This is a genomic window from Corynebacterium kroppenstedtii DSM 44385 (genome assembly GCF_000023145.1).
GTDB lineage: Bacteria > Actinomycetota > Actinomycetes > Mycobacteriales > Mycobacteriaceae > Corynebacterium > Corynebacterium kroppenstedtii.
The window spans coordinates 2,018,785-2,043,594 of record NC_012704.1 but is presented as its reverse complement, the minus strand read 5'-3'; the positions used below and the strand labels follow the sequence as shown (position 1 = coordinate 2,043,594).

At 59.8% G+C, this 24,810-nt stretch carries 20 protein-coding genes and 1 riboswitch; of the genes, 15 read left to right on the top strand and 5 right to left on the bottom strand.

Features of this window, described 5'->3' with window-relative positions; translation table 11 throughout:
* Nucleotides 1–10 precede the first annotated feature (10 nt).
* The 7 genes from CKROP_RS08600 to groL all read left to right on the top strand — a co-directional run bounded on the left by CKROP_RS08600 (nt 11) and on the right by groL (nt 8,637).
* Nucleotides 11–1,936, top strand: coding sequence for a bifunctional ADP-dependent NAD(P)H-hydrate dehydratase/NAD(P)H-hydrate epimerase (locus CKROP_RS08600; protein ID WP_012732350.1), 1,926 nt, complete (start codon nt 11–13; stop codon nt 1,934–1,936).
* Nucleotides 1,937–2,022: 86 nt separating this feature from the next.
* Nucleotides 2,023–3,861 (top strand): bifunctional alanine racemase/tRNA (adenosine(37)-N6)-threonylcarbamoyltransferase complex ATPase subunit type 1 TsaE, encoded by a 1,839-nt coding sequence (locus CKROP_RS08595; protein WP_052292411.1) that lies wholly within the window; start codon nt 2,023–2,025, stop codon nt 3,859–3,861.
* 10 nt (nt 3,862–3,871) lie between these two features.
* Entirely contained in the window at nt 3,872–4,756 is an 885-nt protein-coding gene (gene tsaB / locus CKROP_RS10855; RefSeq protein ID WP_012732348.1) for a tRNA (adenosine(37)-N6)-threonylcarbamoyltransferase complex dimerization subunit type 1 TsaB, read from the top strand.
* Nucleotides 4,757–4,799: 43 nt separating this feature from the next.
* Entirely contained in the window at nt 4,800–5,333 is a 534-nt protein-coding gene (locus tag CKROP_RS08585) for a GNAT family N-acetyltransferase (RefSeq protein ID WP_012732347.1), read from the top strand.
* Between the two features lie 64 nt (nt 5,334–5,397).
* Nucleotides 5,398–6,480 carry a tRNA (adenosine(37)-N6)-threonylcarbamoyltransferase complex transferase subunit TsaD gene (tsaD, locus tag CKROP_RS08580; protein ID WP_041628904.1) on the top strand — a complete coding sequence of 361 codons (1,083 nt, stop codon included), beginning with the start codon at nt 5,398–5,400 and terminating at the stop codon, nt 6,478–6,480.
* Nucleotides 6,481–6,694: 214 nt separating this feature from the next.
* Nucleotides 6,695–6,994 (top strand): co-chaperone GroES, encoded by a 300-nt coding sequence (gene groES / locus CKROP_RS08575; RefSeq protein ID WP_012732345.1) that lies wholly within the window; start codon nt 6,695–6,697, stop codon nt 6,992–6,994.
* Between the two features lie 26 nt (nt 6,995–7,020).
* Nucleotides 7,021–8,637 carry a chaperonin GroEL gene (gene groL, locus CKROP_RS08570; RefSeq protein WP_012732344.1) on the top strand — a complete coding sequence of 539 codons (1,617 nt, stop codon included), beginning with the start codon at nt 7,021–7,023 and terminating at the stop codon, nt 8,635–8,637.
* A gap of 123 nt (nt 8,638–8,760) precedes the next feature.
* Here the strand turns inward: groL and CKROP_RS08565 are convergent, their stop codons facing one another.
* Nucleotides 8,761–9,684, bottom strand: coding sequence for a hypothetical protein (locus tag CKROP_RS08565; RefSeq protein WP_012732343.1), 924 nt, complete (start codon nt 9,682–9,684; stop codon nt 8,761–8,763).
* Between the two features lie 311 nt (nt 9,685–9,995).
* On the opposite strand from CKROP_RS08565, the gene CKROP_RS08560 reads away from it, so the two are divergent.
* From CKROP_RS08560 to CKROP_RS08545, 5 genes are all read left to right on the top strand, one after another.
* Nucleotides 9,996–11,297, top strand: a complete 1,302-nt coding sequence (locus CKROP_RS08560; RefSeq protein ID WP_012732342.1) for an adenylosuccinate synthase — start codon at nt 9,996–9,998, stop codon at nt 11,295–11,297.
* Nucleotides 11,298–11,698: 401 nt separating this feature from the next.
* A complete protein-coding gene (locus CKROP_RS11350; RefSeq protein WP_148209677.1) occupies nt 11,699–11,884 on the top strand; it encodes a hypothetical protein in 186 nt (61 codons plus the stop codon).
* A 68-nt stretch (nt 11,885–11,952) separates the two neighbouring features.
* Nucleotides 11,953–12,909 carry a thiamine pyrophosphate-dependent dehydrogenase E1 component subunit alpha gene (locus CKROP_RS08555; RefSeq protein ID WP_012732341.1) on the top strand — a complete coding sequence of 319 codons (957 nt, stop codon included), beginning with the start codon at nt 11,953–11,955 and terminating at the stop codon, nt 12,907–12,909.
* 39 nt (nt 12,910–12,948) lie between these two features.
* On the top strand, nt 12,949–13,974 hold the full coding sequence (locus CKROP_RS08550) for an alpha-ketoacid dehydrogenase subunit beta (RefSeq protein WP_012732340.1): 1,026 nt from the start codon (nt 12,949–12,951) through the stop codon (nt 13,972–13,974).
* Between the two features lie 10 nt (nt 13,975–13,984).
* Nucleotides 13,985–15,304, top strand: coding sequence for a dihydrolipoamide acetyltransferase family protein (locus tag CKROP_RS08545; RefSeq protein ID WP_012732339.1), 1,320 nt, complete (start codon nt 13,985–13,987; stop codon nt 15,302–15,304).
* A gap of 22 nt (nt 15,305–15,326) precedes the next feature.
* Here CKROP_RS08545 and CKROP_RS10850 read toward each other — a convergent pair whose 3' ends face one another.
* The 3 genes from CKROP_RS10850 to CKROP_RS08530 all read right to left on the bottom strand — a co-directional run bounded on the left by CKROP_RS10850 (nt 15,327) and on the right by CKROP_RS08530 (nt 17,131).
* Entirely contained in the window at nt 15,327–16,187 is an 861-nt protein-coding gene (locus tag CKROP_RS10850) for a lipoyl protein ligase domain-containing protein (RefSeq protein ID WP_012732338.1), read from the bottom strand.
* 30 nt (nt 16,188–16,217) lie between these two features.
* Nucleotides 16,218–16,520: a DUF6506 family protein gene (locus CKROP_RS08535; RefSeq protein WP_012732337.1), complete on the bottom strand. Its 303-nt coding sequence runs from the start codon at nt 16,518–16,520 to the stop codon at nt 16,218–16,220.
* Nucleotides 16,521–16,813: 293 nt separating this feature from the next.
* Entirely contained in the window at nt 16,814–17,131 is a 318-nt protein-coding gene (locus CKROP_RS08530) for a putative quinol monooxygenase (protein ID WP_237698415.1), read from the bottom strand.
* A gap of 139 nt (nt 17,132–17,270) precedes the next feature.
* On the opposite strand from CKROP_RS08530, the gene CKROP_RS08525 reads away from it, so the two are divergent.
* On the top strand, nt 17,271–18,257 hold the full coding sequence (locus CKROP_RS08525) for a nucleoside hydrolase (RefSeq protein ID WP_012732335.1): 987 nt from the start codon (nt 17,271–17,273) through the stop codon (nt 18,255–18,257).
* Between the two features lie 26 nt (nt 18,258–18,283).
* Here CKROP_RS08525 and metE read toward each other — a convergent pair whose 3' ends face one another.
* Nucleotides 18,284–20,674 (bottom strand): 5-methyltetrahydropteroyltriglutamate--homocysteine S-methyltransferase, encoded by a 2,391-nt coding sequence (gene metE, locus CKROP_RS08520; protein ID WP_012732334.1) that lies wholly within the window; start codon nt 20,672–20,674, stop codon nt 18,284–18,286.
* Between the two features lie 36 nt (nt 20,675–20,710).
* Nucleotides 20,711–20,999, bottom strand: a riboswitch (cobalamin riboswitch).
* A gap of 163 nt (nt 21,000–21,162) precedes the next feature.
* On the opposite strand from metE, the gene CKROP_RS08515 reads away from it, so the two are divergent.
* Entirely contained in the window at nt 21,163–23,550 is a 2,388-nt protein-coding gene (locus CKROP_RS08515; RefSeq protein ID WP_041628903.1) for an ATP-binding cassette domain-containing protein, read from the top strand.
* Between the two features lie 405 nt (nt 23,551–23,955).
* Nucleotides 23,956–24,645 (top strand): ECF transporter S component, encoded by a 690-nt coding sequence (locus tag CKROP_RS08510; RefSeq protein ID WP_148209756.1) that lies wholly within the window; start codon nt 23,956–23,958, stop codon nt 24,643–24,645.
* Nucleotides 24,646–24,810 lie beyond the last annotated feature (165 nt).

The following is a 24,810-nucleotide window of genomic DNA, read 5'->3' as shown; positions in this document are numbered from 1 at the left end:
GGAGTGCATCGTGTTCCACCCCCTTCTCCCCGTCGAAGCAATTCGAGCTGCGGAGGAGGGGGTGATTGCGTCCGATTCGTTCCCCGACGAAACGATGCAAAAAGCGGCCACGGCAGTGGCTGATACCGTGCAGTGGCTGTCGACCCTGCCGGGAGTGCCCGGCAATGATCGGGCAGCGGGTCCGGATGATAATGGTGCACATGGACTTTCTGGGTTGTCCCAGGAGAAACCTTCTTCCCCGGCGGTGATTATTGTCGCAGGTAGCGGTGGCAATGGGGGCGACGCGCTCTACGCCGGAGCTGTGCTCGTTCAGCGCGGGTGGCACGCGGTGGCCGTGTGCGTGGGGTCGTCCGTTCATGAGCGGGCGCGCCGGGCGTTCGAGAAGTCGGGCGGAGTTGTCGTCGGAAAGAACGGGGAGGCCGAGGAGGCCGACCTCAGTCCTGAGGAGTTAGTGCAGTATCGCGCCCGTTTTTCGTCGTGTTTTCTTATCGACGGGGTAACGGGGATTGGTGGCCATGGGCCTCTTCGTGACGAGCCGGCCACGTGGATCGCTGCGGCCGCGGACGCGGAGATTCCGGTGGTGGCGGTGGATATTCCGTCCGGAATTGATGCGGATACCGGGATCGCCCACACCCCACATGTGGTGGCTGCAGCGACCGTGACATTTGGTGCTTTTCGACGTGCCCACGCCATGAATTCCGATTGCGGGGTTGTTCTTCAGGCGGATTGTGGGTTGCGCGATGCCTGTCGCAGCGAGTGCGAGAAGCGTGAGGCGGATGGTGAGCTGGTTGCCTCTGGCGTGAGGGCGGTGACGCCGCCGGATATTCGGCAGATCGCTCTGCCCGACGGGATGGTGACGCTGGCGCCTGATGCGGCTAAGGTTCGCGGGACGGACGCTCGCGGAGAAGCGCCCGGAGCGGCGTCGTCGGCGGTGTGGCCGGCGATGGCGTTGGAGCCAGGGGCGCATGATGACAAGTACACCGGCGGAGTAGTGGGGGTTCGCGCCGGATCCCCCGAGTACCCGGGCGCTGCTGTGTTGTGCACGACGGCTGCGGTTCGCGCCACGAGCGCGATGGTTCGTTTCGCTGGTAAGAGTCGCGATGCGGTCGTCGCTGCCCATCCCGAGATCGTGGCCGCTGACGATATTGCCTCGTCAGGGCGTGTTCAGGCGTGGGTTGTCGGCCCCGGTGGTGGTGTCGAGAGGAATTACGATGACCTCCACGGTCTTCTGAGTGGTTCAGAGACGTCACACGCATGCCCCATCCTTATCGACGCCGACGGGGTGACCGCCCTGTGCCAACCGAGCAAGAACAAGGCGGGGTCGGACGAGGAGCACGCGGACTCTGACGAGACGTTCCCGCTGATCCACGCGGTCAAGAATTACGACGGTGCCGTTATTTTGACCCCACACCAGGGTGAATTCCGACGTGTCGTGAAGGCTGTTCTCGCGGAACCGTCGGTGGAATTGTCCTCTGAGGAACGCGAGGCCTTGACTGACGTTCTTAATCAGGACAGCGACTACCCGCGTATACCCGCGGTATCAGCGGTAACGAGAGCGTTGCATTGCGTGGTGCTCCTTAAAGGTCGGTCCACGGTGGTCGCGGCCCCGGCGGATAGATCGTCTGGCACTCTGGCGGATGCATCGTCGCAGGTAAAAGTGTGTGTTGTCGATGCCGGGTGTTCGTGGGCAGCGACACCGGGCTCCGGTGATGTGTTGTCGGGACTCGCTGGCGCGTTGGTTGCTGAGAGCGTCGGCCACGCCGGTCCCGATACCGAGTTGCCTTTGTCCGCCCTCATGGAGACTGTCGTTCGTGCCGCGGTCATTCATGCGTCGGCGGCTGATATCGCAGCAGAGACCGAAGATGGATATGCGCCGACGTCGGCGTCGGTTATTGCAGAGGCCATTCCGCGTGCACGCGCGCGCCTTCAGATGTAGGCCGCTCAAGCGCGGTTTTCGCTGGTTATAGGCCGTTTCGAGAATCTCCGTCGGCCGTGTCCTAGGCAGGTGGCACAATGATGTCTATGCCCATCCAGTCTTCATCTCATGCTGTATCTAGCGACCATTTATCCGCGGGCGGTAACGACGCGGCTCTGCCCGGCCTTTTGACCATGACCATCGACCGCGACGCATTGGCGCATAATGCGCAGGCCGTGGCGCGGAACGCACAGCTGGCAAACCCGGATCACCCGGCGGAGTTGATGGCTGTGGTGAAAGCGAATGGGTACAACCACGGGGCGGTGGAAGCTGCACGGGTGTTCTTGGCCAATGGCGCCACCCAGCTGGGTGTGGCGACGATTACCGAGGCGGTGGAGCTTCGCCAGGCTGGGATTTCAGCGCCCATTCTGGCCTGGATCTGGAACGCAGACGACCACGTCTCTGTTAAAGCAGCCCTGGATTACGGGATCGACCTGGGCGTTCCGACGCTGGCGCATATCAGAGCCATTGTCGATGAAGCGACCGAGCGCAAACGCTCCCAAGAAGACTGGGAATTTGTCCCCCCTCGCGTGACGGTGATGGTGGATTCGGGTCTGAGCCGTTCGGGGATCTCTCCTGACCAATGGGATGACGCGCTGAAGGAACTGAGCGCAGCAAGTAGTGATTCCATCATCGACGTCACTGGCGCATTTACCCACCTGGCCAGCGCAGATGCCGCGGATAACCCGTCGAATAATCGGCAGAAGGCTCAGTTCGATGCCGCGATTGAGGAGCTGCAGGCGGCCGGAATTCCTGTTCGCATCAACCACATGTGTAATTCACCTGCCTCGGTGACCAGGCCGGACATGTTTTACCAGATGGTGCGCCCGGGTGTTGCGCTGTACGGAATGGATCCGTTGGAGGAGCCGGCAGATCGCTCGGCGTCCACCGGTTCTTCGTTGGTCTCGCAATTGAAGCCGGCGATGACTTTATCTGCGCCGATTGTCGCGAAGCGGTTGGTCAAGGCTGGGGAATCAGTGAGTTATGGCGGGACGTGGACAGCGGACGTCGACACAGTGACGGGCGTTGTTCCCGCTGGTTATGCCGACGGGATCCCTCGTGCGCTGTCCGGCCGTATGGAGGTCGCGATCAACGGGCGTCGGTATCCGCAAATCGGACGTGTGTGCATGGACCAGATTGTTGTCGCCCTGGGTCCGGCGGGCTCAAAGCAGGCCAGCGCAGTTCACCAGGGCGATGAGGCAGTTATTTTTGGTCCACCCGGCGAGTGCATCGGTTCAGATGGCAAGCCTGCCTCATTGCCGACGGCCACGGAATTGGCCGAAACCCTCGGCACCATTCATTACGAGATCCTGACCAGCCCGCATACCCGCGTCCATCGACGGTATGTCGGCCGCGGTCTTGTCGACGGCCGTGTTCGTGTCCGTAATGCGGAGGCGACGCAAACTCTGGCTGAATCGATCGCTCACGCTTTGCGGCCGGGTGACGTCGTCGTGTTGGACGGGCCACTGGGTGCGGGTAAAACCACGTTTACGCAGGGGCTGGCCAGAGGTTTGCATGTATCAGGCCGTGTAACATCGCCGACGTTTACCATCGCCCGCGAACATCCCGGCCCGGTGCCGTTCATTCATGTCGACGCGTATCGCCTGCTGGGCGATACCACGACGGATCCGATCGGCGCCCTCGATTCGCTGGATTTGGATACGCGCATTCCCGATAGCATCGTCGTGGCGGAATGGGCCGCGGATATGGCCGATGCGTTGGAGCAGGATTATCTGTTGATCCGCCTTGAGCGCGCGACGGGTGGCAGCGAGAGGCCCGCTGGCAACGACGCCTCTGCTGGGGGCGACACATCAGCACCAGCAGATCCCGTCGATTTTGATGAGGACGAACCACGAGTCATTTCGTGGACATGGGTCCGGCGGTAATCTATCCATCATGCTCGTGCTGGTTATTGATACTGCGACACCGTATGTCACCGCGGGGCTTGTCGACGTCACCTCGCGGGACACGATCCGCGCGCGGTCTAACAGGAGCGTTCGAGATTCCCGCGCGCACAACGAAGTGTTGACGCCCTTCATCATGGAGTGCTGTGACGAAGTGGGAGTTACCTCGCGCGATCTCGACGCGGTTGTTGTGGGTGTGGGTCCCGGGCCGTTCACGGGATTGCGAGTCGGTATGGCGACTGCTGCGGCGTTTGGGGACGCTTTGGATATTCCCGTCATCGGGGTGTGCTCACTGGATGGTCTGGCGTGGAATGCCGTCGCGGATGCCACCCAGCATGAGGGGGACACGATTATTGTTGCGACGGATGCTCGCCGCCGAGAGGTGTATTGGGCCACGTACCGCATGTCCGACGGGCACCCCGTGCGCGTCACGGAACCCGAGGTCACGCGTCCAACGGATGTTCATGTGCCCGGAAAAGCGGATACTCCTGCACAACAGCCGAGTTTTGCAGTTGTGTCTGATTCCGTGGCCGACGCTCTTTTGTCCAGCGTGACCAGTGTTAACCAGTCGGTGGACGCGCAACCGGACATCGTGAACTTCGTTCGCGCAGCCCTCGACCACCCCATGAATCTCGACCGCGCGAATCTTGACCGCACGAAGAACGTCGACGATTCTGCCGACTCCACCCGGGATGACAGCGACCGCAACGCGCTCTTCCCGCGACAGTCAGATCTCCAATCCCTCCGCCCTCTTTATTTACGACGGCCCGACGCCGTGCCACCGAAAGCAAAGCCGGTGAGCCCCGCTATCAGCGAGGAAGCGATTACTCGCGCGCGTCAGCTCCGTGAACAGATGACGGCAGACCGCGATGAGTGACGGCCAGCACGCTAGTGCTCCGCCCGATAATCTCCCTGACGGAATGACTCTCGTCCAGCTAGACGCCACCGCCGCCGCTGCCTGTGCGGAACTGGAAGCAGAAATTTTCCCGGACGACTCGCCATGGCCCTACGAAGGATTCCTCGCGGAGCTCCGCGACCCGAGATCGGTGTACGCCGGCCTTGTCACGTCAGCAGCTTCCCGCGCCGGGCACAGCGATGAAAAAGGGGAGAACCCGCGTCGTAAAACTCAAAGGTCACCTGACGCGATGACCCTCGTCGGCTATGCCGGACTAGGAGTCTTAGGCCCGGACGATGACCCAGAATTTGAAGTCCGAACCATCGGGTTAGATCCCGCATGGCGTGGTCACGGCCTGGGACGAGTGCTGTTGGAGACAATCCTCTATGTCGCCGATAACGCGCCCGGCCCTGTGTTCCTCGAGGTGCGCACCGACAATAAGCCAGCCATCGGGTTGTACGAATCAGAAGGCTTCACGGTGTTAGGCACTCGAAAGAACTATTATCAGCCGTCGGGTGCAGACGCGTTCACCATGAAAAGGGAACCCAGACCGGACTAGCCCCACACAAGCCCTCCCACCACGTGTTTTCAGTCATCCCGCCCCGGTGTCTACGCTTGTCATCATGCGCGCAATCGTGATGGGTGTGGAGAGTTCATGTGACGAAACGGCCGTGGGCATTGTCGAAGTCACCACGCACGACGACGCCGACCCCACCGTGACCGTCCTAGCCAACCGCGTCGCTAGTTCGATGGAACAGCACGCCCGCTTCGGTGGCGTCGTCCCGGAGGTCGCCTCCCGCGCCCACCTGGAGGCCATGGGGCCGGTCATGCGGGCAGCCCTCGCCGACCTGAAAACCGCGCGCCCCGACGTCGATAAGCCAGATTATGTGGCCGCAACGGTTGGCCCAGGTTTGGCTGGTGCCCTCCTCGTCGGTTCATCGGCGGCGAAGGCGTACGCCGCTGCGTGGGGTGTTCCGTTTTACGGGATGAACCACCTGGCCGGACACATCGCGGTGGGGGCTCTGGCCGACGCGGACCTGGACCTCGACCACGCCATCGCGCTTCTCGTATCCGGCGGCCACACTCAGATTCTGAAGGTTAACGGCCTGGGCAAACCCATGCAGGAGCTGGGGTCAACCCTCGACGACGCTGCCGGCGAGGCCTATGACAAGGTGTCGCGTCTCCTGGGGCTGGGGTACCCGGGTGGCCCGATTATCGACAAGCTGGCAGCCGAGGGGAACGCGAAGGCCATCCGTTTCCCGCGCGGTGTGATGCGCCCACAGGATCTCTGCGGCCCCCACCGGTACGATTTTTCGTTCTCTGGTTTAAAGACCTCCGTCGCCCGTTATATTGAGGCAGCCGAGCGGAACCACCAGACGGTGTCGCTGCCCGATGTGTGCGCATCGTTCCAAGCAGCAGTGGCGGACGTGCTGACCGAGAAGGCGGTGTTGGCTTGTACCGATACAGAAGCGACGACGCTGCTGCTCGGCGGCGGGGTCGCGGCGAACTCTGGTTTGCGTCGCCTTGCCACCGCGCGGTGCCAGAGCGCGGGGATCAACTTATGCGTCCCAGAGATGAAGTTGTGCACGGATAACGGCCTCATGATTGCGGTGGCCGCAGCATATTCGATAGCACGCGGTGTGGGGCCATCGGGGCTCGGCGCTGCCACAAATCCTGGTCTTGACGTCGCTATTCCCGTTGTATAAACGCTCTAAAAAGTGCCCGCCCAAGCGCTTTCACATATGGCTGCACGAGCGTGTTTGGATATTTAGCACTCCCGGTGGTTGAGAGCTGGCACTCACACGGGTAGAGTGCCAATCAGGTTGTGAATCACAGTTGTTCACCCGCGACGACGGCTGTGGGAAAACCTGTCAAGAGCACAATTTTCCATTCACTTTCCATTCACTGGAGGAAGTAATCGTGGCTAAGGTCAACATCAAGCCTCTTGAGGATAAGCTCCTCGTTCAGATCGTCGAAGCTGAGACCACCACCGCATCCGGACTGGTTATCCCGGATACCGCTAAAGAAAAGCCGCAGGAAGCTACCGTCGTCGCTGTTGGGCCCGGCCGTACCGATGAAAACGGCAAGCGCGTGCCCATGGACGTTGCCGAGGGCGACGTCGTCATCTTCTCCAAGTACGGCGGAACTGAGATTAAGTACGCTGGCGAGGAATACTTGATTCTCTCGCAGCGCGATGTGCTCGCTGTCGTCGAAAAGTAATCGTTCAGGAGAGGTAGAGGCACAGTATGTCGAAGCTTATTGCATTCGACGAGGAAGCCCGCCGTGGCCTGCAGTCTGGCGTTGACACTCTTGCCGACGCCGTCAAAGTCACCCTCGGCCCACGGGGTCGCAATGTGGTGCTTGACAAGGCTTTTGGTAGCCCCCTCGTCACGAACGACGGTGTGACGATCGCCCGCGATATCGACGTTGAGGATCCTTTCGAGAACCTCGGCGCCCAGCTGGTGAAGTCCGTCGCCGTCAAAACTAACGATATCGCCGGTGACGGCACCACAACCGCAACGTTGCTGGCCCAGGCTCTTGTCGACGCTGGTCTGCGCAATGTTGCTGCTGGTGCCAACCCGCTCGCGCTCAACGTTGGTATCAAGGCCGCTGCGGAGAAAGCCGTTGAGCTGCTCCGCGCCCGCGCCACCGAGGTATCCAGCACCGACGAGATCGCCAACGTCGGTACGGTGTCCTCCCGCGACGCTGAAATCGGCGCGATGGTTGCGTCGGCTATGGAAAAAGTCGGCAAAGACGGCGTTGTGTCCGTTGAGGAATCGCAGTCGCTGAACGACGAGTTGGCTGTTACCGAAGGTGTGTCCTTCGATAAGGGCTACTTGTCGCCGTACTTCGTCACCGATACGGAGACCGGGGAAGCGGTTCTGAATGACGCCCTGGTTCTGTTGGCTCGCGAGAAGATCTCGTCACTGCCGGATTTCCTCCCGGTGCTGGAGAAGATCGCTAAGTCTGGCAAGCAGGTCCTGATCGTTGCCGAGGATGTTGAGGGCGAGCCGCTCTCGATGCTGGTTGTGAACTCGATCCGCAAGAGCCTGAACGTGTGCGCCGTGAAGTCGCCATACTTCGGCGATCGTCGCAAGGCTTTCATGGACGACCTTGCTGTGGTCACCGGTGCAACTGTCATCGATAAGGAAGTTGGCCTCAGCTTGAGCGAGGCCGACGAATCCTACTTCGGTTCCGCACGTCGCATCACCGTGACCAAGGATGAGACCATCATTGTCGACGGTGGCGGCACCAAGGAAGATCTTCAGTCCCGACGTGACCTGCTCCGTCGCCAGATTGATGAGACGGATTCCACGTGGGATCGCGAGAAGCTGGAAGAGCGCCTGGCTAAGCTCTCCGGCGGTGTGGCCGTGGTGAAGGCTGGCGGTGCAACTGAGACTGAGGTTTCGGAGCGCAAGCTGCGCATCGAGGACGCGATCAACTCCGCTCGCGCTGCTGCGCAAGAAGGCGTTGTTGCTGGTGGCGGCTCCGTGTTGGTTCAGATTTCTCGTGAGCTCGAGGAATTTGCCGATCAGTTCGAAGGCGACGAAAAAGTCGGCGTGAAGGCTATGGCTGATGCGTTGACCAAGCCCGCGTTCTGGATTGCTCACAACGCTGGTCTTGATGGCGCTGTTGTGGTTAACCGGATCAAGGATCTGCCGAACGGTGAAGGCCTCAATGCTGACACCTTGGAGTACGGCAACCTGATCGAGCAGGGAATTATCGACCCTGTGAAGGTCACCCACTCCGCTGTGGACAATGCGACATCGGTGGCTCGGATGGTTCTGACCACCGAGACCGCTGTGGTGGACAGGCCAGAGGAAGAAAAGCCTGAGGCGGAAGGCCATCATCACCACCACTAAAGGTGGCGACGAGCATGCGTGAGGAAACGCGGTCGCGCACCGCGCCACCCTCTGTGTGCTAAATAACAGCTGAAACGACGGGGCTCACTCTTAACGAGGTGGGCCCCGTTTTGTGATCCGTAATTAAGGGCGAACAACCTGCATATCGCGCAGGTGCCGGTAAAACGTCACACGAGTCAGCGGGCGCGGGTGGGCGACGCCATCGCGATACACCATAAATGGCTCCCCACCAGCTTGAACGGCGCGCCCAGTGAGCACTGCACTATCAACAGCGCCGGCCTCGGGGCCACGGTGAAAGAATCGCCCCAACAATCCGTTCCGCTTATGGGGCGAGCCGGATCGTGTGGGGTGCGTCCGGTCACCGCTGTAGACAGACGGTCCTGTCATTGCAACGGCAGCAATTCCCGGCGCGGCCAACGTGGATATCAACCGCGTGCCATAAAAATCGCTCCCATCAGGAGCTCCGACGGTGGTGTCGTCGATAATGATTTCGCCGACAAACGGCGAGCCATCCGTTGAACAGATTTCGGCGACCCCGAGAGTTACCCTGCCAGAATCATCGCGGATAAGGGGTACCGGACGGACCGATCCCGACAAAGCGATTGACCAGGGCTTATCGGCCACACCCCAACTCGTCGCAATCCCCGACGGCGCTTCGACGCTCGACTCGCCCGGCGAAACACGGGAGCCCGATGAAGCATAAACCTTGGCCAGGACAGGGACGTAAGCGAGCTCGATCCATGTGGCGTCGATACGCATTAATCGCGTGGCCACAGCATCAAGATCGGCATCAGTGCCAACAACAACTAGCCGAACGGTGTCGATCGGCGTGCGCGGATCCGGGCCGGGCGCCCCAAGGTGATCAACATCGGGCTGTGCGGCGATTTCATCGAGGCTCGGCGTCGGATCGTGGGGAAGGTACCGTGCCACCAGCTCATCGATAAAGTGCAGATCCTTACGGCCCGGGCAGGTGGGGATGGTATGCACGGGCAGGGGGAGGTCCTGGGGAAGCGGTGCATCACCGCAACGGACGATGTGAATGGGCATAGGGTACGGTGATCCTTCGACAATGAACGCTGCAAAAACCGTTGGTGGCTGCATGGAGCCGAGCGCTAGACGCGGAAAGTCCGGCAGCCCATGCCACTAACCAGCGGTGTACGGTGTCACGACCATCGTAGCCGGGCAGGTTTTCACCGTCGGTGCGCGGGGTTTTGCCTATTTACCTAGCTGTTTGGCCCTTCTGCACACGCGCGCGCTCTCACCCGTTACACTTGACGTGGTTTGTGCCCCGATTGGCACTCCGACGTTAGGCTTGTGGTCCCGGCTCGTCGGCAATCCATGGGACCGTGGGAGTTTTCGTGACTGCTGCTGCGATCGTTGTCGTGGGTGCTCAGTGGGGCGATGAAGGCAAAGGTAAAGCTACCGACATTTTGGGCGGCAAAGTTGACTACGTCGTCAAGCCCAATGGCGGTAACAACGCTGGTCACACGGTGGTTGTGGGCGGCGAGAAGTACGAACTCAAGCTGCTCCCCGCGGGAGTGCTGTCCCCGAACGCCACTCCGGTGCTGGGCAATGGCGTGGTGATCAACCTGGAGGCACTGTTCTCTGAGATTGACGGCCTTGAGGCCCGCGGTGCCGACGCATCACGGCTGCGGATTTCGGCGAACGCGCACCTCGTTGCCCCTTATCACCAGACTCTTGACCGTGTCGGCGAGCGGTTCTTGGGTAAGCGAGCCATCGGCACGACGGGCCGCGGTATCGGGCCCACCTACTCCGACAAGGTCGCCCGCGTGGGGATCCGTGCGCAGGATGTTCTCGATCCGTCGATCCTCCGCCAAAAGATCGAGTCTGCCTTGGACTTTAAGAACCAGGTGCTGGTCAAGATCTACAACCGGAAGGCGATCGATCCGGACGAGGTCTTCGATTACTTCATGTCCTACGCGGACCGCCTGAAGCCGATGCTGATCGACACGGCAACTGTGCTGAATAAGGGCCTTGATGAGGGCAAATCTGTCCTTATGGAGGGTGGCCAGGCCACGATGCTCGACGTCGACCACGGCACGTATCCGTTTGTGACCAGCTCGAACCCGACGGCCGGTGGTGCGTCGGTGGGGTCGGGCATCGGTCCTGCGCGGATCACGTCGGTTCTGGGTATTTCGAAGGCCTACACGACGCGCGTCGGTGCGGGCCCCTTCCCTACAGAGCTTTTCGATAAATGGGGCGACTACCTGCGCGATACGGGCCACGAGTTCGGCGTGAACACCGGTCGTCCGCGTCGGTGTGGGTGGTATGACTCGGTCGTCGCGCGATATGCAGCCCGCGTCAACGGTTTCACCGATCTGTTCATCACCAAGTTGGACGTCCTCGGCGGCATTGGCGAGATCCCCATCTGCGTTGGTTACGACGTTGACGGCGTCCGCCACGATGAAATGCCCCTGACGCAATCGGACTTCCACCACGCCGTCCCGATCTACGAGACCATGCCCGCGTGGGAAGAGGACATCAGCGGTGCGCGGTCAGTGTCCGATTTGCCGCAGAAGGCCCAGGATTACTTGGAGCGGCTGGAAGAATTGTCTGGTTGCCGTATTTCTTACATCGGTGTTGGCCCCGGTCGCGACGAAACCATCGTTATTAACGACGTTCTGAAGCCTGAGAATTAAGGCGGGGAATGCTCAGAGTTTTGGCGCGGTGACGTGCTGCGCGGAGTGATAGGCGCTCGTGGAACATGACGTTCCGCGGGCGCTTTTCGTATGCGTGGAGTGTGCGTCTTTCTTTGCGCTTTAGCTTTACTCCGCGCCACGTGGAGTGTACGGGGAGTGCGTGCGTGCCGTGTGCGTGGCGTATGTGCGGGGGCAGTGACGTACGCGAAGCCGCTGATAATTATGAGACAGCCCACAAACCACACCCTTTAGGGGTTGAGATTCGTCCAAAACGTGCTTTTATCAGAAGTGAAGCCAATATTTTTTCTGCGCATAGGGGCAGAACCGCACTAGTCTCGCACGTAGAGATAGATCATAATCACCCTATGAATGTGATCTAGAACATAGAGGAAGCTCGTCGCGTGGAACGAAGGAAACCGCTTCCTTCACGACGTCATCACGTGGTGATCCAAGCGGCAGCGGCCACTGCTCTGACCCGGTGTTCCGATCCGTCCAGACAGGGCATCACGGAGCAGCGTCGGCAGGCAGGACTTGTCGGCACGAAAGATCGTCGGCAAGCGCGACCTTCCCGCACACGACCGTCGTGACAAGTCAATACAGAGCAATACGTGGTGTGGCATGAGGAATCATGCCAGCCGGCCAAGAGGAGGGCGTTATGAAAAGATCGACCGCAGAGTGGATCTATAACAAGATGAACGACATCCGCAACTTTGAGGATCGAGTTCACGGACTTTTCGCAAAAGGGGAGATCCCTGGCTTCGTTCACCTTTATGCAGGTGAGGAAGCTGTTGCGGTGGGTGTGTGCGCACACCTGACGGAGGAAGATTCCATCACCTCGACGCACCGTGGACACGGGCACTGCGTCGCCAAGGGGTGTGACCTGAACCGCATGATGGCCGAGATCTTCGGCCGCAAAGACGGTCTGTGCGGCGGCAAGGGCGGATCGATGCACATCGCCGACATCGATACCGGGATGCTCGGCGCGAACGGCATGGTCGGTGGTGGGTTCGCGCTCGCCACCGGCGCGGCCTTACGGAACCAATATTTGGATACCGACGCGGTCGCCGTGTGTTTCTTCGGCGACGGGGCGTCGAACGAAGGCGTGTTCCACGAGGCCTTGAATATGGCCGGCATTTGGAAACTCCCGGTGGTGTTCGTCTGTGAAAACAACATGTTCGGCGAGGCCACCCCACAGAATTACGCGTGCGCCAGCGAGACGATCGCGCAGCGAGCGGCGGCCTACGACATGCCCGGCAAAGTCATCGACGGCAAGAACGTCATCGAGGTATATGACGAGGTCGGAGACGCTATCAAGCGTGCCCGCAAGGGAGAAGGCCCCAGCCTCATCGAATGCCGCACCTACCGCAAGTACGGGCACTTCGAAGGCGACGAACAAGCGTATAAAGCCACGGAAGGCGCTGAGAAGGAGTTCGCCGATCTGGATCCGATCCCACGCTTCCGTGAGGACGCGATCGAGAAGGGATGGCTCAGCAAGAAAAAGGCCGACGAGATTGAAAAGGCCAGCGAAAAGCGCATCGATGATGCGATCGAATTCGCAGAGCAGAGCCCCATTCCTGACCCTGAAGACCTGTTAAGCAACGTCTTCGCCTAACTCACTAGAGCCGATTAACTAAGAGAGGAGTACATAGTCATGGCACGTGAAATTAGCTTCATGAAGGCCACTAATGAAGCGCTCGCTCAGGCAATGCGCGCAGACGATCGTGTGATGCTGTTAGGCGAAGACCTTGCAGGTGGTCACGGTGTAGAACATTTGAATGGTGATGGTGCGTGGGGTGGCGTGATGGGCGTCACCAAAGGACTCATTGAGGAGTTCGGTGAAAAACGCGTTAAGGACACGCCTATCTCAGAGATGGGATATATGGGTATCGCGGTCGGTGCGGCGGCCACAGGGCTTCGCCCCGTCCCCGAGCTCATGTTCAATGACTTCCTAGGGTTCTGCTTCGACACGCTGCTGGGGCAGGCGTCGAAAATGCGGTACATGTTCGGCGGTAAAGCAAAGTTGCCGCTGACGGTCCGCACGATGCACGGTGCGGGCGCCTCCGCCGCGGCCCAGCACTCGGGTTCGTACTACGGCCTGTTGGGCGCTATCCCCGGTATCAAGGTCGTTGTCCCGTCGACGCCGTACAACGCCAAAGGCCTGTTGCTGTCGAGTATCGAGGAAGACAACGTTGTGGTGTTTTCCGAGGACAAGACGCTGTATGCACAGAAAGGCGAGGTTCCGGAGGACTACTACACGATCCCGCTGGGCAAGGCCGACGTTGTTCGCGAAGGCGACGACCTCACCATTGTCACCATCGGAAAGATGCTGTACCAGGGCATCGAGGTTGCCGACCAGCTGGCGTCGTCGGGAATAAGTGTTGAGCTTATCGACCTGCTGACGGTGGCACCGTGGGACCAAGAAACTGTGCTGGAGTCCGTCCGGAAGACTGGGCGCTTGATCGTCGTCGATGAGGCGAACCCGCATAACAACACGGCAACTGACATCGCCGCGGTCGTGTCCGACCAGGCCTACGACTACTTGGACGGCCCCGTCAAGCGAGTGACCGCGCCCAATACTCCGGTGCCGTTTGCCTCCAATTTGGAACAGCTCTACATCCCCGATGCTGCGCGCATCATGGAGGAAGCCGACGAGCTGATCTTCGACCTCAAGAAGTAAGGAAACGATCATGGCAACAGAAGTATTGATGCCTAAGCTCGGCCTTACCATGACGGAAGGCCTAGTTGACGAGTGGTATAAAAACGAAGGCGACGCCGTCAAGAAGGGCGAAGCTCTGTGCTCGATTAGCTCGGAGAAACTGTCCGGAGATGTTGAAGCCGACGACGACGGGACGCTCCTGAAAATTCTCGTGGCTGCAGGGGATTCGACGGCGGTGAAAACGCCTATTGCCTACGTGGGCGACGCTGGTGAAACCGTCTCTGCAGCAGCGACGGGACCTACGGGTGAGGAGGATTCCTCGGGTGCGGGTGGTGGTGCCGACACTGATGCCGGTGCCGGGGCTGGAGCTTCCGGCGCCGATGCCACCGATGAGGATGACTTCGAGGCGGGCGCCCGGCGCGCGAACCGCGACACGAGTGGCGATGGCAAGCGCATCTTTATCTCTAAAGTCGCAGAGAAGATGGCCAAGAAGCATGGCATCGACTATTCGAAAGTCAAGGGCACGGGCGGTCATGGGCGGATCACGAAGCGTGATATGAAGGCCTACATTGAGTCCCACCCGTCGGATGCGGATTCGCAGGAGGCGTCGTCTGAAGGGGCGGCGGCGGATGCATCGGCAAGTGGTGCCGTGGCCGCGCCGGTGACGGCTGGTGAAGGCCTGACCGGCATGCGCAAGATCATCGCGCAGAATATGATGCATAGTTTGCATTCCACAGCGCAGTTGACATTGCACCGGAAGGTGAATGTGACTGACCTGCTGGCCACGGTGTCTGAGATCAAGGGCAACGTCGGCCCTGGTGATGAGGCCAAGGCGCTCAGCATGAACGTGCTGCTGATCAAGGCGGTGGCTATCGCCCTGCAGGAGCATCCTTCGCTGAATGCGCACTACGACGGCCACGAGTACGAGCAGTGCGACGACGTCAACATCGGTGTGGCTGTGGCCCTGGACGATGGTTTGGCCGTGCCGACGGTTCCGAACGTCGTTGGCCAATCGTTATCGCAGTTGAGGACCGTGTTCCACGATCGTGTTGATCGCGCGCGGACTGGCGATATCGACACCCTCGCACCCGGAACGTTCACCATTACGAACCTCGGGACCGACGGGATCGAGTATTTCACCCCGGTGCTCAACGTCCCGGAGGTCGCGATCCTGGGGGTCGGCGCGCAGAGCACGCGGCTGACCTTAAACGGTGAGGGCGAGATTGAAGAAGTAGTTGAGCTGCCGTTGAGCTTGACTATTGATCATCAAACTGTCGACGGTCGTACGGGTGCGGAGTTCCTCAGCACCTTGGCCGACGTGTTGGCCGAGCCGTACCGGGTTCTGCTGTAAAGGTCGCGTTATGGCTGGCCCTTTATCGGGGGCCAGCCATGAGGCGTGGACTGTAACGCTTGCCGACGATGTTGGCGACGCTGCTCTCCGTGATTATTCCGTGGCGAATATCAGCGCTAATGGCGCCATTGCGGTAGCTGAAATGCGGTGTCCGCCCGTAATTCCATTCCCAGCTGCGTTGCGTGCGAAGGTGGGGGCGTAGTTGGTGCGCGTAATCGTCGGCATGGGCGGTTCGGTACATGACAACGCCTTCGCGCTTCATATGTGCGGCAAAGTGCTCGTGAACCGTTGTCTGTACAGCGTCGATAGTCACATTCGGGAGGTTCGTAACAGGGGAGGGGACCGACGGGATTCCATTGACATGCACATGCGGGTCGTGGGCCCGGAGGGCTTCGTGAAGCATGGCGAGGTCCGCGTCGACAAGAATTGTTCCGTGGAGGAGGCCGTGAGTGAGAGTTTCACGGATAGCGGAGCCCGTGATTTTAAAGGCGCTGCCGTTGTGCTGGAGGAAGATCGATCGACGGGGGTCGGCATAGACCTTGAAGCCGAGTGACTGTAGGGCGTCGCGCGCGATTGTGATGGGGAGGTCCCGCGAGAAGTACGGTTTGGATGCCATGAACGTGAAGTTCAGGTTTCCTAGGTCGTGGTAGACGGTTCCGCCGCCACTGATCCGACGGAAGAGTGGGATGTGGTGGCTGTGGAGGAACTCGGTATTTGCTTCGTACCAGGGGTTTTGTGCTCGGCCGACCATGACGGCGGGGCTATTGCGCCACATAAGGAGGGCCGCTTCTTTCTGCCCCAGCGAGTCGAACAGAAAGCGTTCGAAGGCCAGGTTATGGAGCGGATCGTGGCTGGTGAGGCGCCATAGCGTCGTCGTGAACATGATGATGTGATCACATGGGCGGGATTGGGATTAGTAAAGCTCGTCTCCGCTCTTATGTCCGAGGCCGGGGTGGTGGTCGAACCGCACAACCCCGACGGCGACGGTGTCAGGAACGGCTTTCTTGACGCGTGCGACGCCTTCGATGCCGAAACCGCCGCATAACTCGATAGCGACGTATTCTTCGTCGGCGAGTTTCGATGCTACGTCGGCGGCTTGGGCGTAATCGTTGACGGCCACCGTGAGGAGTTCGACGCCTGGAGTTGTGACGGTCGAGCGGTTGGTGGAGGGGTCGGCGCCGGTGTCGACGAACATGAATGCAGCTTTGAGAGCCATAGTGGTACTCCGTAGGTGTAGAGGCTGGGTTGATGTGAGGCTGGGATTTCTCGAACCTGGCCACATTCTATCGCTCTATGGCGTGCGTATTCTCTCTATAAAGTGTGTTTGTAGTCCTACGCATGGCCCCGTTTTAATAGAGATCCAGCCCACTCTTGTGAGCGTGATAGCTTCACAAGGTGGGCTGAACTGTTGACATCAGCCTTTTGTTATTAACTCTTCGGCGAAGCTGTAAGGGCTTCTAAGAGGATAGGGGGAGAGAAATGGTTGTAACGGTAGCCAGTGCTGTTCTGTCAGCGTCTTATGTATTGTTCATCATTTGGTGGATTATCGTCTGTTTTTAACCGTTCCACACGCATGTGCAGGTCATACTTATCCCTCAATTGCGCTATTTTCTGCATAAGTGGTGATTCGTGGTGAGCATCAAGTGCAGATTGATCTTCCCAAGAATCAACCAAGAGGATGGTATGAGGATCATCGATCGATTGAAAGTACTCATACCGTAAATTTCCTTTTGTATTGCGGATAGCTTCGACAGTTCCGCTTGTAGTCATTTCTTCCGCAAAACGCTGCGCGGCGTCGTCGGTACCTGTATAGAAAAGATGAATCATAATTGTCATAATTTATTTTCTCTATTATTGGTAGAGAAAGAAAGCCTGCTCCTGTGAAAGTCTACCTATAGTCTCGTTGTGGGGCAGTACGTTATTGTGCTTAATTGTGCGCTTGTCGCCAGCGGAAGCGAGGTTTTCTGTGCGCAGACTTGTAGCGGATGTTGATACGGGTATCGACGACATGCTCGCTCTGATTTATCTCGCGGCACGGCACCGCGCCGGGGAAATTGAGTTAGCCGGCGTGACCACCGTCGCAGGAAATACGACGGTCGAGAATGTCGCGGTGAACACGCGTTGGGTGCTTGACCTGTGCGGATGCCCCGACATCCCCGTTGGGGTGGGGCCAGCCGTACCGGTTTCGATTCCGTTGACCACCACTCCCGAAACTCACGGCGATTACGGCCTCGGATACGCCCGACCTCCGCGTGAGGTGGGCGAGCGGCTGTTGGTGGATGGTGGCGAACCCACCGACCATAAGTCGACCGCTTCCCGTACATTGACGACGACTGACGTGTGGGAAGCTGCTCTTCAGGACGGCCCGGCCGATCTCGTCGCGACGGGTCCGCTGACGTCGGTAGCGATGAATCCCGAGCTGGTGTCAAGGTTCGATTCGCTGACGATCATGGGCGGTGCCGTCGAGTATCGGGGGAATACGACGCCCACAGCGGAGTGGAATTTCTGGGTCGACCCCGACGCAGTGGCGATGACGCTGAACGAAGCTCGGCAGCGCGATTGGGATGTCACCCTGTGCCACCTCGGGGTGACGGAAACGATCATGGTCACGCCGGACGACATCGCGCGGTGGGATTTGATGGGTGAGTTGGGCACGCTTGTGAAGGATGCGCTGCGTTTTTACTTCGAATTCCACGACAACGAGGGGATTGGGTACTGTGCCCAGGTTCATGACCTGCTTGCCGTCATGGTGGCCCTCGACGCGGTCAGTTACGGGATTGCTGATAAAGCGCTGGTCGCCGTGCCCGATGATCGTGGTGCGATCACGACGGTGGCGGCGGCTGATGGGGGTCGCGAAAAGGCCGCCACGATCCACGTTCTCGATTCCGTCGATCCCGATGACGTGAGAGCCGAAACACAGCGCGTGTTCGCCACTCTCACTCCATCGCGATAGCGCACCCGTCGCTACATAACGGCAGCTCAGCGGTCCAAATCTGCCCGAACGCTCCGGGTGGCCTCAACCATGTTGCGCAGCGACGCGGTCGTCTCGGGCCACGTCCGAGTCTTCAGTCCACAGTCGGGATTAACCCATAGAGGCTCAACACCGACGGCATCGATAGCGTCGCGAATAAGTGTCGTGATTTCCTCGACCGACGGCACTCGCGGCGAGTGAATATCCCACACACCAGGGCCAATGCCGAGCGAGAACCCGGCGTCGTGAAGAGCTTTGAGTACCTTCATGCCGTTGCGGGCCGATTCGATGGTGGTGACGTCGGCATCCAGGTCGATAATCGTATCGATGAGCTCATTGAACTGTGAGTAACACATATGAGTATGGATGTGGATATCCGGGCCAGCGCTCGACGTTGCCAATCGAAAGGCTTTCGTTGCCCACGTCGTATAGGCTTGGTGGTCAGCTTTGCGTAGGGGGAGGAGTTCACGAATGGCAGGTTCGTCGACCTGAATAATGCGCGCACCGGCCCGAATAAGATCATCGATCTCATCGCGCAGCGCGAGCGCTACCTGGTCGGCAGTAACCGACATGGGTTGATCTTCGCGAACGAACGACCACGCGAGCATCGTGACCGGGCCCGTGAGCATCCCCTTTACCGGTTTGTCGGTGGCATCCTGCGCGACGCGGAACCAGTGCGTCGTTAGTGGCGACGGACGGGACACGTCGCCGGTGACGATGGGCGGGCGGACGCACCGCGACCCGTAGGACTGGACCCAGCCATTCGTGGTGGAGCAGTAGCCGTCCAGCTGTTCGGAGAAGTACTGCACCATGTCATTCCGCTCGGGCTCGCCGTGAACGAGGACATCGAGGCCAAGATCTTCCTGGGCTTTGATGGTGGACCGCACTTCGTCTTCCATCCGCGCGGTGTATTCGTCCTGGGTGATGGTGCCGTCGCGTTTGTCTTTCCGGGCGCGTCGGATGGCCGATGTTTGCGGGAACGACCCGATCGTGGTTGTCGGTAGCGCGGGCAGCGCCGGGCCGGTGCGGTCGCCAAACGGAACGCGGTGGCGGTCGTCCTCGGTGATCGAGCTCAGCCGCCGTTGAACATCGTCGTTGGTGGGTACACCCCCAGATAAGGCCTGGCTCGATGCAGCAATATAGTGCTCGTCGTCCGGGGTGCTTGCCGACGCGAGGGCACGGTGGAGGAGCGCAAGTTCTTGTATTTTCTCCTCGCCGAAGGCTAATCGATCGCGGACGTCGACGGGCAAACCGGGTTCCGAGCTACCCTCTTGTGCGTCGGTGCCGTCGGCGTTGCGCCCGAGGCGATAGGGAACATGGAGGAGGGAGCACGACGTCGAGGCCACCACCGGCCCGTGCTCGGCGAGTTTTTCGAGCGTGCGCAAGGCTTGTTCGATATCGGTGCGCCAGACGTTGCGGCCATTGACGATGCCCGCGACGAGAGTCTCCTCGCCTGTCCATGCATCGAGCCAGTGTGGGACGGCGCCGTCGGCGCTGGCGGCAGTGTTCCCTGTGGTGGTTTGTTGACTCGGGATGAGGTCGACGGCGATGCCATCGACGCCAGTGTCGCTCAGTGCGGCGAGAGCATGATCACCTGGGCCAAAATAGGTGGCTACCAGCAGTTTGACGTCGGCTTTTCCGGCGGCCTCGGCAACCTTCGTGTAGGCGGACCGGACGCGTTCGATATCGGCGTCGGTGACGTCGCAGGTCAATTGCGGCTCGTCCAGCTGCACCCATTCCGTCCCGGTGGCACCTAAGCGCGTGATGAATTCTGCGTATGCATCGATCAGCGGTTGCCACAGCCCGCCGAGGTCATCGTTGGATGCCTGATCAGCCAAGGTCAGGTAGGTGAACGGGCCAACCAAGACGGGCCGCACGTTGGCGGTGTTCCGCAGCTCGGCGACGTCGGCAAGAAAATCGTCGATAGTCAGATCAAACTTCGTGTCGACGGTGAGCTCAGGAACGATGTAGTGGTAGTTGGTGTCGTACCACTTGGTCATTGCCGACGGGGGAAGATCCGACGTCCCGCGGGCGGTGGCGAAGCGACGATCGATGTCGCGCGGTAGTCGGTTTTCTATCGACGGTGCTGGCGTGTGGTCGGGGGCTGTATGGTCCGGGATTGTGTTGAAGCGTGCGGGGAGAACGCCGAGGTAGGCGCTCATGTCGAGCACGGCGTCGTAGTAGCTGCGCCCCATGGTGGGGACGGATTCCATGCCGGCTGAGGCGAGGTTCTGTGTGTAGGTCGTGGTGAGTTCCCACGCGGTACGGGCCAGGTGGGAAGCGTGTTCTTGGGTTTCGCGCTCTTTATCTGCAGAGACTGATTTCCAGTATTTTTCGCAAGCGCGTTTGAGTTCGCGGCGTGGACCGATGCGTGGCACGCCAAGTGTTGTGAATGTCATTCCTGATCCTCGTCAGTGGTGGACACACGGGCCCGGCGGGCTCCGCGACGATAAGCAGGTATTCGGACTCGTGAGCACTCCGCTGGTGCGCGATGTAGTGCGCTGCTCCTGATGCTGTTCCTGATGGCCGTGAGGTTGTGGCCATCCGGGGCGGAACCTAATTGACACTGCTTCCCAGCGTTCTCCAGGTTGGGGAGGGTCACCAGTGCGTCATTGTGTCGTTTGGTTTTCTCACATACCGCTGCGGGACAGTTCCGGATTCGCACCGGATTCCCTGGTATTTCTGCTTCACGAGAGGGGCAAAACCATTCGCGGGGCAGAAGAACTTATCGCATTACTTATCGTAAACGGTGGTGGGCGGTGTCGTAGGTGGTGGCCCGAATCACTCCTGAAATGAGGAAAGCTTCTGAATCTGTAGGGATGGCCACAGTGGGGACGGTTACAGAGGCACGAGTGGCTGCAGTGCTGGTGCAGCTACAGTGGTGGGGATGGCTACTCAGAACACGTCGAAATTGCACGATGTCATTCGCGTCGTCGGGGCGTCGGAAAACAATTTGCGCCACGTCACCGTCGATATCCCGAAACGGAAGCTCACCGTTTTCACCGGTGTGTCGGGGTCGGGCAAGAGTTCGCTGGTGTTCGGCACGATCGCCGCGGAGGCGCAGCGCAGCATTAACGAGACGTATAACGCGTTTGTGCAGGGGTTTATGCAGGCCCCCAGCAGGCCGGACGTCGATCGTATTGAGGGGATCACGGCGGCCATCAGTGTGGATCAGTCATCGTTGGGCGGGGGTCCACGGTCCACTGTCGGCACTATTACCGATGCTTTGGCTTATTTACGCCTGTTATTTAGCCGTGTTGCCGAACCTCATATTGGTGGGCCTAAAGCATATTCATTTAATCAGCCGACGGTGACGGGCGGCGGCGCAATCAAGAAAGCGGGGCAGAGGAAAGGTAAGGCCAAGCGTTTCACCGTGATCGGCGGGCAATGTGTGACGTGCGAAGGTATGGGCACCGTCTCCGATTTAAAGCTGACCGAACTTTTTGATGACTCGCTATCCCTTAATGATGGTGCTTTAACCATTCCTGGTTACAAAGCTGGAGGGTGGTCAGTTCGGCAAATCGTGGAATCGGGATTCGTCAATGTGGATAAGCCCATTAAGGAATTCACGGATAAAGAAATGCACGATTTTCTTTATCGCGAGCCGGAGCGCATAAAAATAAATAACGTCAACCGAACGTATGAAGGCTTAGTTCTACACCTTAAGAATTCGATGCTGTCGAAAGATCGTGAATCTATGCAGCCGCATATTCGCGAGTTCGTCGACCGTGCGGTGACATACAAGCCATGCCCCGATTGTCACGGCACACGGCTCAATGAGGGGGCTCGAACGTCGACAATCGATGGAGTTTCTATTGCCGACGCGGCAGGAATGCAGATCAACGAGCTGGCCGAGTGGGTGGCGTCGCTCGACAAACCCCAGGTGAAGCCGGTTATTGAGAACCTTCTGGCGATGCTAGACACATTTGTCGATAGTGGCCTGGGCTACTTGACGCTGGACCGCCCCGCGGGGACGTTATCCGGTGGTGAAGCGCAACGGACCAAGATGGTGCGGCACGTGAATTCGGCGCTCACGGATGCCACATATATTTTCGACGAGCCCACCGCCGGGCTGCACCCGCACGATATCGAGCGCATGAATGCCCTGCTCCTGCGCCTGCGGGACAAGGGGAACACGGTACTCGTCGTGGAGCACAAGCCGGAAACGATTGCGATCGCGGACCATGTGATTGATATGGGGCCGGGTGCGGGTAAGGACGGTGGGACGGTGTGCTTCGAAGGCAGCGTGGAGGAGCTGCGTGAGAGCTCGACCGCGACGGGCACTCATCTGCACGATTCCATTCGCCTGAAGGACGCCGTCCGGGAAGCGACCGGCGCGATCACCATCGATCATGCTTCGTTGAATAATCTCGACGACGTTACGGTGTCGATTCCGCTGGGGGAGCTTGTGGCTGTAACTGGCGTGGCCGGCTCCGGGAAGAGTTCGCTGATGAGCGAGCTGCGGCGGCGAAGTGCTGAGCACGCATCCGGCAACTTACCCACCTCTGACCAGCGCCTCGTCTACGTCGATCAGTCCCCGATCAAGGGCGGCCGTCGATCCAACCCCGCCACGTACACCGGAATGCTGGACCCCATCCGCAAATCGTTCGCAAAGGCAAACAACGTCCCCCCGTCGCTGTTTAGCGCCAACTCTGAAGGCGCGTGCCCATCGTGTCACGGCTTGGGCACCATCGACATCGACCTCGGCATGATGGGCCGCGCCAGCTCTACCTGTGAAGACTGCGCCGGCCGGGGCTTCTCCGCGGAGGTCCTGGACTACACGTTGGGCGGCTCCACCATCGCCGACGTCATGGCAATGACCGTCGACCAGGCCCTCCCGTTCTGTCGAGAAGCGAAGGTTCGCAGCGCGGTCGCGATCCTTCGTCGGCTCTCCGACGTCGGCTTGGGCTATCTGACTATCGGACAACCATTGTCGACGCTATCCGGCGGCGAACTCCAACGCCTCAAGTTAGCCGTACACATGGCCGACGACGGCGGAGTCTACGTTCTGGACGAGCCGACGAACGGGCTGCACATGCAGGACGTCGACAAGTTGTTAACTCTGCTGGATAAGTTGGTGGATTCGGGTAAGAGCGTCGTGGTGGTGGAGCATCATCAGGCGGTGATGGCGCACGCGGATTGGCTCATTGACCTGGGGCCAGGCGCGGGTGACGAGGGTGGCCAGGTCGTGTTTGAAGGCACGCCGCGGGAATTGGTCGAGCAGAAGGAGCCCGGATTAACGGGGCGGTATTTACGGGAGGCTGTGCGGGCGTGATTGCCTACCGCACACCCGTCGACAATAAATAAGCTCGAGGTCAACACGGGTTTCCGGGGTCGGTGTTCCCATGGATTAAAGTCCCATGGGTTAAAGTATTGACAGCTCGAGGTGACATAGAGCGTTGTACCAGCAGCCGCGCGGAAACGGGTGGAACGCTGCTGAAAGCGTGCTTGGCAAAGCGAAGCGCGTCTAGCTGCACAGTTGCGCTGCGTTTCACGTGCCGCACGTGCATAATCAGTCCGAGAATGTGCCGGATACGGAGAACCTATGAGCACCAACGGCCCCGTCGAGCCCAATACATCACCAGACCACAATGGCCATAAACAAGGTACAGCGTCGAACACCCCCAAGCGACGCGTCTTCAACACCGCGAATGTGTGCACCGCCATCGCGATTCTCATTATGGCGGCGACGTGGTTGACGCTGGTCCTGATGCAGCCGGACGATCCTTGGGAGTCGCTTGCCGATGGTAAGGGGTCGATCATCGCGCTGGCCGGTTTCGGTGTGAGTGCGCTGATCGCGCTGATCGGGATTGTGCCCAAGCTGCCACCGCGGTCGTTAGCCCTGCTACCTGCGGCGTTGGTCATTAACATCGTGGTTGGGCAGGTGATCGGCACGATGCCGTTGCCGGTTCCTCTATACCTGGACTCCATCGGGACGGTTCTGATCGCCGCCCTTGCAGGTCCGCAGGCGGGCATGGCAACGGGTGTGCTGTCGGCTCTGATCTGGGGAACCTTCAACCCGACCGTGGTCCCCTTCGCGGCGGATTACGCCATGATTGGTTTGCTCGCGGGGCTGGTGCCGTGGACGAAGCGCTGGGTTCCCCCGATTGCCGGCGTGTTCGTCGGTTTGCTGTCCGCGTTGATGGCTGCGCCGGTGGCGTCGTTCATTTTCGGCGGGACGGCTGGTACGGGCACGGGCCTCTTGGTGACGGCGTATCGCGGGCTCGGTTTCAGCCCCATGACGGCGGTTTATCTGCAGTCGCTGACCTCGGACCCGATCGATAAAGTGATCGTGTTTACGCTGGTGGCGGCGATTATTGCGGCTCTTCCACTCCGGACCATCCGCTCATTTTCGACGAAGAAGTCGTAGGGGTTTTGCTGGCCCCTCCGGCGGGAAACCCTGGCTTGGCAGCTCGGTGAAAAATCCCTGGTGACGGTCGTGCGTAGCAGCGAACCAGAGTGGCGATCGCCCGTCTCATGTTCCTGCTCGAATTTTGCGGGCGTATATGGGCCTTTTTCGGACGATTTTCGACCA